The organism is Brevibacillus nitrificans, assembly GCF_003710965.1.
In the GTDB taxonomy this organism is placed as follows: Bacteria; Bacillota; Bacilli; order Brevibacillales; family Brevibacillaceae; genus Brevibacillus; species Brevibacillus centrosporus.
In genome coordinates this window covers 159,562-171,258 of sequence record NZ_RHHU01000015.1, presented here as the reverse complement: position 1 = coordinate 171,258, position 11,697 = coordinate 159,562, and the positions used below count along the sequence as shown (strand labels likewise).

Genomic DNA, 11,697 nt, shown 5'->3' with positions numbered 1-11,697 from the left:
TTACTCCTTTGCAAAACCCTCCTGCTTTTGGGCCAGCCATTTTGCCTCTGCTTCCGCCAGTTGAAGGTATTCAGGCACCAGCTCGTGCGGGTTTCCTCCGTCCTGCAGCTGACGCATCACCAAATACCCGATGTGGGCCGCTCGCGGATGGTTGTGCGCAGGTGTGGCAAAGCGTGCTTGCTCTCCCAGTCCATCGACAATGGCTTGCCGATGCAGGCGAACATCTTCGCCGAGAAATAGAATCGGGTCGCCTTTTGCCTGCTCTCGCAATAGAGGCAGCCAGTCCTGCAGCAGGATGATTTGTTCTTTCTCCTGCAAAATGACGGATTCCATCCCTTCCGTCCGGTAGGCCCCTGAGTAAACCTGACCTCTGCGCGCATCGAACAGAGGCACGATCAAACCAGGGAAACCTACGGCATTCATCGCCACTACCTGCAGGCTCGATACACCAACAGCTGGCAGGTTCAGGGACCACGCCATGCTTTTTGCTGTGGCCACGCCGATCCGCACACCGGTGTACGATCCTGGCCCTTTGGCAACACCCAGCCCGGCCAGCTGCTCAGGTGTCGTGCCTGTTGCTTCCATCAGCTCGGAGATACAGTCCATGAGTCGGATCGAATGGTTTTTTTGCTGGTTGGTCGTCATTTCTGCCAAGACCCGTTCTTCTTCTACTATCGCTACACTCAACACCAGATTGGACGTGTCAATCGCCAGTACGCGCATCAAAATCAAACTCCTCACACAAATTCACGTAACGCCCACCCTGCGGTACCAGCTCAATCAGACGAACGTCCTCTCCTTCGGTACGCAAAAAAACCGTCAACCGGTCTGCCGGGAGCACTTCTTCAATCAGCGATGCCCACTCGACAACGCAGACTCCTTCGCCAAAAAAATAGTCGTCCAGCCCGAGCGAGTCCACATCATCGCCTACCCGGTAGACATCCATATGATAAAACGGCAAGCGCCCCTGATACTCTTTTATGATCGTAAACGTCGGACTGTTCACTACCTGCTTCACGCCGAGACCACGTCCCAGCCCTTGCGTGAACGTCGTTTTCCCCGCCCCCAGATCTCCTTCCAGCGCCAAAAAATCGCCAGGCTGCAAGAGAGTAGCGAGGCTCTCGGCGAAGCGGTGCGTTTCCTCGACTCCCGAGAGCGTCCACTTGTACGCCATGCTTGTCATCCCCTTTTTATTCACGCCGCCCAAAATGGTTAAAGCCTGCTTTAGGCAAGGGCATTTGTCTGCCCGCTCTTGTGCATGAAACAGCCGTCCCGTTCCCGCTCGACTCTACTCGGCCAATTAGCGCAAACGGAATCCCGGCTGCCGCAAACTGCTCCGCCAGCATATCGATACGACTAGCATCGGCTGTTCCTACCAGCTGATAATCCTCTCCACCGTAAAAAGCCCATGCCAGCGGATCATATCCGATTTGTTCCGCATAGGTGGAGAGCTCCTGTCTAATCGGTATTTGGCTGGCATCGATCGACAGCTCAACGCCACTGGCTTCAGCAATTTCCCAAAGCTCTGAGGCCAGTCCATCGCTGACGTCATTCAAAGCCGCGCACGCCCCTGATGCCAACAAAATTCTTCCCGCGGCGACTTGGGCTGCCGGCCGCTGATGTGCGTCTACCAGCGCTTGATACTGAGACGGAAATGCCGCTCCTGTTTTCTTTTGCTCGAGAAGCAAATGAAGTCCAGCAGCCGAGCTGCCCACATACCCGGTTACAAACACTAGCTGACCTGCCTTCGCCTGGGAACGGCGAAGAGCTCGCCCCTTTTCCACCTCGCCAAGTACAGTGACGGACAGGTGGAGAGCGTCCGGAGCAGATACGGTGTCTCCCCCTATGACCCGCACTCCATACGATTCACAGGCTTCGTAGATACCCTCGTAGATCTGGCTGGTCATTTCCGCCGACCAGCTGGGGGAAACCGCGATACTAACCAAGGCATAACGGGCGACTCCCCCCATCGCAGCGACGTCGCTAATGTTGCTGATCACGGCTTTGTAGCCGATGTCGCTCGGATGCATCGTCTCTTTCAGAAAATGAACGGTTTCGACCATCGCATCACAGCAAGCCACGACTTCCATGTCAGGCGCTGGTGTATAAACAGCGGCATCATCCCCGATTCCGACGGTCAAGCCGTCTCCTTCCTGTCCGTCCGAACGTCTCGTCCATTGCCGGATCAGGGAAAATTCATCGTGTGCCACCTCAAACGCTCCTTTACGGCATAGTCAGTCCATTATAACGCTGGTGTCCAAAGCCGTGCAAGGAAACCGCCTCCCCTCGCTCCTTCAGGAGGATACCGGTTCTTTCAGCTCACGCAGCTTCAGCTTGCCGCTGCAGCGTCCACAGCGGTAACGAGAAGGATTCATTTTTCGCTTTCGTTTGTAGCTCATACCACATTCCTTGCAGACAAGCTCATAGCGATAGGGGAGCCTGGTGCGCCCCTCTCCTACCTGCTGACAGTATCGACTGCCACCTACCTGCTTCAGCAGCACCTGAAAATCCCGATCAGCATGGCGATAGCCCCGCTTCGCCAAATGCAGGTGATAGTGGCACAGCTCGTGCTTGATGATGGCAACTAGCTCTTCCCTCCCATGCTCCTGCAAGTGCTTCGGATTCAGCTCGATGTCGTGGGAGCGCAGCAAATAGCGCCCTCCTGTCGTGCGCAGCCTGCTGTTGAAGCGAGCCTCGTGACGAAAGGGGACCGTAAAAAACTCGCTCGATATGTCTTCCACCAGCTTCTGCAATTCCTGATCGGTCATCTCTTCTCCTCCGTTCCTCTCTTTCCTTTCACGATAGCAGTTCCGGTTGAAAAGTGCCAGACAGATAGGCTACACTGGTTGGTAGAAAAGTAGATTGGTGGAGGAGCTTATGCGCTATTTGCTGTTGCAGGAAGGCACCGGGCTGCAATTCGTCTCGTTGCCTGAATCGCATATGTACCAGTTGGTCGCCCTGATGAAGCGGCTGCACAAGGAAATTGACAAACTCACGATTGCAGATCGGCCACAGCTGCCCGAGGTCGTCGCAGAGTGCGGCGAGCTGGAACTTTTGAAAAGTGAGCTTGCGATCAAGGACGGCTTGGATTATGTATCTAGCTTAGAGAGACGCTTCGCTTCCTTGCAGGAGAGCGAATATCCAGTGATTTCTCTTTTGACGGAAATTCGTGCTCTGCAGGCACAGCTGGAATACTTGCAGGAAGAAGAATAAACAAGCGGTCAGAGTCGCTTTGTTCAACCGGTTGCGGTCACATTTCGTTTTTCCCATAGGAAAACCTCTATCGAGGCCATCTCATGGAGGAGCGACCGCGTTTTAGCGGAAAGTTTTACCGAAGGAATGCCAGAAGCGGACGCTGAGACACTTCGCCATGCGCTCCAGAATTCATAAGCATTACGCTTATAAATTCTTATACGTAAAAAAATAGGTACCTCCCTCTCGTCCCGTGCATACACTTGCCAGTAGACGATAAATCCAGGAGGTACCTTCATGCCACAATGGATGCGCAGGCAGTTGCAGCGTGCCTTCAGCGGGAAGGATGTACGGCAAATTCGTTTGCTGAACAGTTGCTGGTTCTTATATCTCGAAAAACATGGCGGTCGTCCCGAGTAACAGGACGCCGCCTTTTTGTCATCCTTTTATTATCAGCCCTCTGACGGTGCAATCAGGGTCAGACCTACACGCTGACGCTTTTCATCGATCTCTACGACCCACACATCCACGATATCGCCCACTGCTACCACTTCAAGCGGATGCTTCACGAAGCCTTTTTTCAGCCGCGAGATATGCGCCAGTCCATCATTTTTCAATCCTATATCGATAAACGCCCCGAAGTCGACGACGTTACGTACTGTCCCCTGAAGCTTCATCCCCACACCGAGATCAGTCAGCTTGAGGACATCGCTGCGCAAAAGCGGTTTCGGCAGCTCGTCGCGCGGGTCACGTCCCGGACGCAAAAGGCTCTCTACAATGTCCGCCAGTGTAGGCTCACCGATTCCCAGCTGCTCGGCAGTCTGTGCGATGTTCAGCGACTGCAGCTGCTCCTTGCACCGCTCACTTCCAATATCATGGGGGGCGATGCCGATGATATTCAACAGCTTGTTCGTCGCATCGTACGACTCCGGATGGATCGGGGTCTTGTCCAGCGGATTGCTTCCTTCCATGACCCGCAGAAAGCCAATGCATTGCTCGTACGTTTTCGCCCCGAGGCGCGGCACGTCTTTCAGCTGTGACCGCGTGGAAAACTTTCCGATCTCATCCCGTTTTTTCACGATATTGCCCGCTACCTGCTTGCTGATGCCGGATACGTATTGCAGCAGAGAAGGCGAGGCTGTGTTTACATCCACTCCGACGTGGTTTACCGCGGATTCGACGACAAACTGCAGACTGTCCGCCAACCGGGATTGGGACACATCATGCTGGTATTGTCCGACACCCACTGATTTGGGATCGATTTTCACCAGCTCCGCCAGCGGATCCTGCAGTCTGCGCGCGATCGACGCGGCACTTCGCTCAGCTACGTCCAAATCAGGAAATTCTTCTTTTGCCAGGGCCGATGCCGAGTAGACGGATGCCCCTGCTTCGTTGACGATGATATACATCACGTCTTTTCCCAGTTCCTTCAGGACATCCGCGATAAACTGCTCGGTCTCGCGTGAGGCAGTACCGTTTCCAATCGCTACTACGGTCACGCTGTAGGTCGTAATCAGCTGCTTCACCTTTGCCGCAGCTTCCGCCACTTTGTTCACCGGGGGAGTCGGATAGACGACAGCTACCTCGAGCAGCTTGCCTGTCTCATCGACAACTGCCAGCTTGCAGCCTGTCCGAAACGCAGGGTCCACGCCCAGCACGACTTTGCCTTTGACAGGAGGCTGCAGCAGCAGATTGCGCAGGTTTTCCGAGAAGATATGAATCGCTTGCTCTTCTGCTGTCTCCGTCAGCTCCGCGCGCACTTCCCGCTCAATGGAAGGGGCGATCAATCGCTTATACGCATCCTCTACCGTCATTTCGAGAACAGAGCGAGCGACGGTCTCGCGAGGAATCACACGTCTTTGTATCCATGGCAGAATCTCCGTGACCGGAGCTTCGACCGTTACTTTCAATATGCCTTCACTCTCCCCGCGATTCATGGCCAGCACCCGATGCGGCACGACCTTCTTCAGGGGTTCGCTGTAAGCGTAATACATCTGGTATACATTCTTTTCATCGGCTTCCTCCGCTTTTTGCTCCGATAGCAAAAGTCCTTTTTGCATCGTGCGTTGGCGGATCCATTGCCGGATGTCCGGATCATCCGAGATGTGCTCGGCTACGATATCCATCGCTCCTTGCAGAGCTGCCTCTGCCGAGTCGACACCTTTTTCCGGGTCGATATATTTTGCCGCTTCTGCCTGTGGGTCCCCTGTTTTCGGCAGGCTCAGCAAGTAATTGGCCAAAGGCTCCAGCCCTTTTTCCTTGGCCATCGTAGCCCGCGTACGACGCTTTTGTCGGTACGGTCGGTACAAATCCTCTACTTCTTGCAATTTGGCTGCCTTCTCGATGGCAGCTCTCAGCTCATCTGTCAGCTTGCCCTGCTCCTCGATCAGCCGAATGACTTCTTCTTTTCGTACAGCCAAATTGCGCAAATAACGAACGCGCTCTTCAATGGCTCGAATCTGTGTTTCGTCCAATTGCCCAGTCATCTCTTTGCGGTAACGGGCAATAAACGGGACTGTGTTTCCTTCATCCAGCAAAGCAATGGTTCGTTCTGCTTGATGAGGCTTCACGCCAGTATCCTGGGCGATGGTCTGGATCATTAACGTCAGTTCCATACATGTCCTCCTGCGCTCGTTCTTCGCTGTTTATTGTACCATATTTGCTGCTCTCGTCCCGGAAACCTGCCTGCGAAAAAGCTGCTGTCCGTATCGAAAAAAAGAGATGCCCGCTGGCACCTCTCCTTCTATTTACATGACCGTTTCATGCTGTTCCAGCTTTAAGGCTTCACGCAATTTAGCCAGTGCCCTGCGCTGCAAGCGGGAAATATGCATTTGGGACATGCCCAGCACATCGCCAGCCTGTTTTTGACTCAGGTTCTCGTAGTAAGTTAATTGAATAATTTCTCTTTCCCGTTTGTCTAAAACATGCAAGGCTCTCTCAAGCATGAGGTTCTGTTCAACCTGCCCAAATCCATCCTCCTGCGATCCGATCAGGTCCAGCAGTGTAATGGTATTGCCGTCACTGTCTGCCTCCAGCTCGCTGTCCATCGAAAGGGAGTGATAGCTCCTGCCCATCTCCAGCGTCTCCAGGACAGCTTCCTCCGAAACGCCGAGGCACTGCGCAATATCGGAGATCTGCGGAGAGCGCTGCAGCTGGATCGTCAGCTCGTCGACGACGCGTTTGATTTTGGGGCTCAGTTCCTTCACTCTTCGCGGAACGTGTACGCTCCAGGTTTTATCGCGAATATATCGTTTGATTTCGCCTACGATGGTAGGGATGGCAAAGCTTTCAAACGTCCGGTCAAAAGACGGATCGAATCTCCGCAGCGACGCCAACAGCCCGATCATCCCTACCTGAATCAGATCCTCATGCATGATTTGTCCACGAACGAACTTCTTGGACAGCGTTTCTACCAGCGGCGTGTAGGCTCTCACCAACAGCTCCTGAAGCTCCCCATCTCCTGTTTCCCAATACTGATAGGTGAGCTTTTTCAATTCCTCGGGACTATACTTCTTCTTCCGAGATTGTCCGGTCATCGCCAGCCACCCCATCCCGCTGAACATACTTGGTCATGGAGACCGAAACACCGTCACCTGTGCGAATATCCACTTCGTCCATCAGGGCGTGGATCAAATACAGACCCAATCCCCCCTCTTCCACCTCGTCTAAATCTCTTCCTGCGTACAGAGGGGCTAATTGATCAGCGCTAGGCTCTCTGTCCAAGCCTTTGCCCTCATCGGTCACGACGATGACGAGTCGATCGGGATAAATGGAAAAGGACAGGGAAATGACTCCCGGTTCTTCCTCCAAGCGATAGGCGTGCTTCACTGCGTTGCTGCAAGCCTCACCCACCGCGAGCTTGATATCCTCGATCTCGTCATACGTAAATCCCAATCGATTGGCAACACCCGATACAGTCAGGCGAGCAACTCCCAAGTATTCAGGCAGGCTCGGCAGCTGCAAGGAAATAACATCTGCTTCAGATCTCTTCTGAACCATTACTCGCTCTCTCCTTTACGGATGGAGACTAGATCATACAAGCCAGTAATGCGAAACAGCCTTTCTACCCGGGACGGCAGGTTTTGCACAACAAAGTCGCACCCTACCTGCTTGCATGCTTTCATCACTCCGATGAAAATACCGATTCCCGTGCTGTCCATGTACTCCACTTGTGACAAATCGACAACGACAACAGCTATCCCAGGGGTTTCCACCGAGGTCATAATCGCTTCTTTTGCTTTCGGTCCAGTAAAGGCATCCACGTCGCCGCTAAGGCTTACCAAATGCTCCGTTTCATTTCTGGTGATATTCATGGTTAGGTCCATCCGCATTCCCTCCAGTTATCGCTCAGGTTCTTCGCAGTATCATCATGGTGTAATCATCTGGCAGTTCAAACTGGGAGAGCAGCAGCAGCTTGCTATACAGGTTATCTGCCATCACTTGAGCGGACGTACCTAATTCCGCCTCCAGATAAGATACCAGCTCGTCCCTATGTAAGTAATATCGGCCAATCTTGCGCTCCGTTACACCATCCGTCAGAAGAATCAGAACATCCCCAACATCGAGATGCACTTCATATTCCTGATAGTGGCTGTCGGAGCAGATCCCCAGCGCCATGCCCTTGCCTTCCATGTCGTAGAAACGCCCTTCCTTTGCCCGATAGACAAAGCCAGGCTCATGTCCGGCAACCGCATATCGGAAGCGATGCTTCTGCGTATCGTAACAGCCGAACAGCATCGTGACAAACATGCTTGGATCGATATTGCGCTCCACCACCCGATTCAGATGGCGCAGCATTTCATCCGGACCATGCAGCATTTCGCCCAAGCTCTCCATCGCGTACTTCAGCATGGACATGCACATCGCAGCCGAGATCCCTTTTCCCGTAATATCTGAAATCGTCAGGCAGAATCGCCCGTCGTCGTGAGTAACAATGTTGTAGTAATCCCCAGAAATTTGCTTCGCCGCGACACTGACCAGCCCGATTTCCACATCTGGATAGACCGGCAGCTCCTGCGGTACAAGCGATTTCTGCATAGCGGAGGCAACCGCCATTTCGGATTGGAACTGTTTATGCTTGCTCCTCATGCTGGTCACCGAGCGATGCTCATTTCCGTACTCAATCATGACTTCCGTCAAGATAGAGAAGGACGCTCGTACAAACTCGGGTACATCCCCGAGATATTCCAATGCCCGCCCATGCAGATCAATCATTTCTTCTGGCGAAATATCTTGAAGCAAGAGCCACTTCCCCAGCTGCTGGGCATCGTATAGCTGATCTTCCCCTTGACCCGCCAAATAGTCCCGGAGAAGCTGCACGTACTTTTTCTCTATACCCCGGGTCATCATCCTACTCCACCTTCCTCTACTCAGCTACGCCATTTCACAACGATGACTTTTGTTCCTTCCCCAAGAGCGCTCTGAATATCGAATTCATCCATCATGCGCCTGACGCCTGGTAACCCAGCTCCCAACGCACCTGAAGTAGAATAACCGTCTTCCAATACCTTGCGAATATCTGCAATCCCCGGTCCTGCATCCAGTGCAGTAATCTGCAAACCGATTGCTCCTTCACGCTCGATCGGCGTGATCGTAATCGTTCCTTCTCCTGCATACAAAAAAATATTTCGAGCCAGCTCAGAAATGGTAGTGGCCATTCGGGACTGCATAATCGTGCCGAACCCTAATTGTCGAGACATATTTCGTCCAACCTGCCTCGCTGCGACAATATCCGCTACTGAATCGATCTTGATTGTCTCAGGATACAGCTCTGCCACAATCAAAAACTCCTTCCGCCCTCACTTGATAGGTAGAAATGTAATGGATGCGAAGCGAAGCCAATTTCTCCACCTTGGGAATAAAAAGCAAAACGTGTCACATTTTGTCTAATATTCACTACCATTACATTCGCTATACACACATCAAATCCTGCCCTCACAGCAAAAAAACCACTTGCTTCACTCAAGTGGCTTTTCCTCTCCAAAGGTCTGATCCTAGATTTAAAAATCGATGAGTCCCAGGCTGATCTGTAGGGATTCATGCACACGATCCATCATCTCATCATCGAGATGGGTGATCTTATCGGTCAGCCGTTGTTTGTCAATGGTTCGAATTTGTTCCAACAGAATGACGGAGTCACGATCAAATCCATATGTTTTTGCGTCAATCTCAACATGCGTAGGCAGCTTCGCCTTTTGAATCTGTGCCGTGATGGCTGCGACGATGACCGTCGGACTAAATCGATTTCCAATGTCGTTCTGAATGACTAATACAGGCCGAACGCCTCCTTGCTCAGAGCCAACGACCGGTGACAGGTCCGCGAAAAATACATCGCCACGTTTGACAATCACTGGTCACACCCCGCTAACTAAGCGGACAAGAGTATGGTCAGCCTCTTCTTCAGCGCCAAAAGCCTCCGATGCCATTTTCAGATTGATCTTCGCCATCTCCATATACCCTTTTTGCATCGTCTCACGGATGGTGCGCTTTTTGCGCTCCTTCAAATACAGATGCATCGCCTGACGAATGAACTCGCTGCGATTGGATTTTTCCTTCTGAATCACGCCATCCACTTCTTGTAGCAAGTGTTGTGGCAAACTGATCATGATGCGTTTCGTGTTTGACTTCGACAAGACAAATCCACCTCCAACCATGACCGTAACTTTCATCCGCTAAGCATGTTCTCCTGCCAATTTGTCAGTATGAACAATACCATTATGTCGAAACCATTGCAAAAATATACCTGTCCGTACGCTATGCAGCTAAAAAAGCCGACTTTCTGCGCTTACCTAGTATTCGTTCTCGAAAGTAAAATTCCTGCCGATTTTTGTTTGCTAGTTATTTACACTTTCTTTGGGAGCATGTTTCATAGTGATTGGGTGAAACACCCCTGTTTCTTTTCCATTCTGAAAATAAACGCGGGGGATGCGGTAATTCAGCATGCAAGGAACCTCGTAGTTGATCGTGCCGATCAGGGCTGCTACTTCATCCAGAGAAATCTCGTCCTCGCCCTGCTTTCCATACAAAACAACCTCATCATTGACCTGTGCCGTTCCCTGTTCAATCCGCACCATAATCTGATCCATGCAAACCCTGCCAACGATGGAAGCACGTGCTCCATTGTACAAAACTTTCCCACGGTTGGACAACAGGCGAGAATATCCATCTGCATATCCAATGGGCAGTGTCGCAATTTGTTCCCCGGGCTTAGCGGTATACGTCGCACCGTAGCTGACTGTAAAAGCTTCGTCCGTCGCTGTTTTCACGTGAGCGATCTTGGTCTTCAGCGCAAGAGCCGGTACGAGCCCCACATCTGCACGATCTTTCATATATGGCGAAGGATATAGTCCGTATAAACCTATGCCTAAACGAATCGTATCATACCCCCATTCGGGAAAAGCAATCGCAGCCGCCGTATTGCAGCAGTGGATCATGGGCAGTTTCTTGCCCGCAGCGCGAAGAGATTGCAAGAAGCTTTCAAACGTTTCGTGTTGTCGTCGCACATGGGTAGTGTCCGGTTCATCCGCGCAGGCAAAGTGAGTGAAAATCCCGGTCCAGGAGAGCTTTTGACTTTCCTCGAGCGCGTTTACCACACGCAGCAGCTCCTCCTTTGTGCGCACACCCAGACGGCCCATTCCCGTATCGGTCTTGATATGAATGCCGACAGGTGCGAGGTTCCCCTGAAGTAAAACGCGGTTCGCCTCGGCAATCCAATCAGCATGATATGCCGTAAGCTGGACCTGCAGTCGGCTGGCTGACTCTACAGAATCAGCAGGTGTGTAGCCAAGCACCAGGATAGGGGCATCGATCCCTGCCTCCCGCAAAACGATGGCTTCATCCAGCATGGCAACCGCCAGCGAGTTCGCGCCGCTTTCAAGCGCCTGTCTGCCTACCTCGACTGCACCATGTCCGTAGCCGTCAGCCTTCACCACCGCCATAATCCCGGTTTCTGCGGGCAGATGGCGGCGGAACGTCTGCACGTTGGCTGAAATCGCATCCAGATTTACTTCAACCCAAGTGTCACGACAAAACGGTTTCATGCTTATCTCCTCTTGTTCGCTTTATTATAGTAAAACAAACGCTCGTTCAAGTGCTTCAGAAATTCACGGGACACCATCAGAGACTCCCGCTTTCCTCCCACTCTGTAGAGATGGCGGCCTTCGTAAATCTGTTCGACCTCGGACAGTGGATAGCTGGTTTCTTTCCCTGACATCGTGATGATCAGGTGCGTTTTTGTCAGCTTGTACACAGGCCGAAGCATCGATCGGTAAAGAAAGGGAGCCAGACCTACAACCGCAATCGCAATTGCAAAGGCGAGCACCTTGAATGCCGTGTTGTTACTAGGAAGAATCTGCGCGAGAATCAGCATTCCCAAGACAAAAGCAACTGTCTCCATCACGCGCATTTTTACGCTTTTGCGCAGAAGCATGTCCTTGTACGTAGACTCTTCCTGGTACAAAACATCCGTAGCCGGTTTTTTCATGAAAAGCATGCCACCTCATTACG

Annotated in this window: 16 protein-coding genes; 2 read left to right on the top strand and 14 right to left on the bottom strand. The window is 52.2% G+C overall.

The genetic code is table 11. The features are described from left to right. The 4 genes from tsaB to EDM59_RS22910 form a co-directional block, all read right to left on the bottom strand. The gene (tsaB, locus tag EDM59_RS22925; protein ID WP_122925738.1) at positions 1-723 is read right to left on the bottom strand and encodes a tRNA (adenosine(37)-N6)-threonylcarbamoyltransferase complex dimerization subunit type 1 TsaB; all 723 of its coding nucleotides are present in this window, start codon (positions 721-723) and stop codon (positions 1-3) included. Next, positions 704-1,174 carry a tRNA (adenosine(37)-N6)-threonylcarbamoyltransferase complex ATPase subunit type 1 TsaE gene (gene tsaE / locus EDM59_RS22920; protein ID WP_122925737.1) on the bottom strand — a complete coding sequence of 157 codons (471 nt, stop codon included), beginning with the start codon at positions 1,172-1,174 and terminating at the stop codon, positions 704-706. Before tsaE ends, tsaB begins: the two co-directional genes overlap by 20 nt. A gap of 16 nt (positions 1,175-1,190) precedes the next feature. After that, positions 1,191-2,210, bottom strand: coding sequence for a thiamine-phosphate kinase (thiL, locus tag EDM59_RS22915; RefSeq protein ID WP_122925736.1), 1,020 nt, complete (start codon positions 2,208-2,210; stop codon positions 1,191-1,193). A gap of 84 nt (positions 2,211-2,294) precedes the next feature. Continuing rightward, positions 2,295-2,768, bottom strand: coding sequence for a SprT family protein (locus EDM59_RS22910; protein ID WP_122925735.1), 474 nt, complete (start codon positions 2,766-2,768; stop codon positions 2,295-2,297). Between the two features lie 109 nt (positions 2,769-2,877). Here EDM59_RS22910 and EDM59_RS22905 point away from each other — a divergent pair, with 109 nt between their 5' ends. Together EDM59_RS22905 and cmpA are read left to right on the top strand one after the other, a co-directional pair. Beyond that, positions 2,878-3,213, top strand: coding sequence for a hydrolase/acyltransferase (locus EDM59_RS22905; RefSeq protein WP_122925734.1), 336 nt, complete (start codon positions 2,878-2,880; stop codon positions 3,211-3,213). Positions 3,214-3,489: 276 nt separating this feature from the next. Beyond that, entirely contained in the window at positions 3,490-3,612 is a 123-nt protein-coding gene (gene cmpA, locus EDM59_RS22900; RefSeq protein WP_092270978.1) for a cortex morphogenetic protein CmpA, read from the top strand. A 32-nt stretch (positions 3,613-3,644) separates the two neighbouring features. Here the strand turns inward: cmpA and EDM59_RS22895 are convergent, their stop codons facing one another. From EDM59_RS22895 to EDM59_RS22850, 10 genes are all read right to left on the bottom strand, one after another. Continuing rightward, entirely contained in the window at positions 3,645-5,807 is a 2,163-nt protein-coding gene (locus EDM59_RS22895) for a Tex family protein (protein ID WP_122925733.1), read from the bottom strand. 132 nt (positions 5,808-5,939) lie between these two features. After that, positions 5,940-6,728 (bottom strand): RNA polymerase sigma factor SigB, encoded by a 789-nt coding sequence (gene sigB, locus EDM59_RS22890; protein ID WP_092270972.1) that lies wholly within the window; start codon positions 6,726-6,728, stop codon positions 5,940-5,942. Then, positions 6,697-7,191, bottom strand: coding sequence for an anti-sigma B factor RsbW (rsbW, locus tag EDM59_RS22885; protein ID WP_122925732.1), 495 nt, complete (start codon positions 7,189-7,191; stop codon positions 6,697-6,699). Before rsbW ends, sigB begins: the two co-directional genes overlap by 32 nt. Next, positions 7,191-7,517: an anti-sigma factor antagonist gene (locus tag EDM59_RS22880; RefSeq protein WP_122925731.1), complete on the bottom strand. Its 327-nt coding sequence runs from the start codon at positions 7,515-7,517 to the stop codon at positions 7,191-7,193. Before EDM59_RS22880 ends, rsbW begins: the two co-directional genes overlap by 1 nt. A 22-nt stretch (positions 7,518-7,539) precedes the next feature. After that, positions 7,540-8,541: a PP2C family protein-serine/threonine phosphatase gene (locus EDM59_RS22875; RefSeq protein WP_122925730.1), complete on the bottom strand. Its 1,002-nt coding sequence runs from the start codon at positions 8,539-8,541 to the stop codon at positions 7,540-7,542. Between the two features lie 20 nt (positions 8,542-8,561). Further along, positions 8,562-8,969: an anti-sigma regulatory factor gene (locus tag EDM59_RS22870; protein WP_373863277.1), complete on the bottom strand. Its 408-nt coding sequence runs from the start codon at positions 8,967-8,969 to the stop codon at positions 8,562-8,564. 222 nt (positions 8,970-9,191) lie between these two features. Next, the gene (locus EDM59_RS22865) at positions 9,192-9,542 is read right to left on the bottom strand and encodes a type II toxin-antitoxin system PemK/MazF family toxin (RefSeq protein ID WP_092270955.1); all 351 of its coding nucleotides are present in this window, start codon (positions 9,540-9,542) and stop codon (positions 9,192-9,194) included. Between the two features lie 3 nt (positions 9,543-9,545). Then, positions 9,546-9,845 (bottom strand): CopG family ribbon-helix-helix protein, encoded by a 300-nt coding sequence (locus EDM59_RS22860; protein ID WP_025845698.1) that lies wholly within the window; start codon positions 9,843-9,845, stop codon positions 9,546-9,548. 180 nt (positions 9,846-10,025) lie between these two features. After that, positions 10,026-11,231, bottom strand: coding sequence for an alanine racemase (gene alr, locus EDM59_RS22855; RefSeq protein WP_092270952.1), 1,206 nt, complete (start codon positions 11,229-11,231; stop codon positions 10,026-10,028). A gap of 2 nt (positions 11,232-11,233) precedes the next feature. Then, entirely contained in the window at positions 11,234-11,674 is a 441-nt protein-coding gene (locus tag EDM59_RS22850) for a hypothetical protein (protein WP_122925729.1), read from the bottom strand. Positions 11,675-11,697 lie beyond the last annotated feature (23 nt).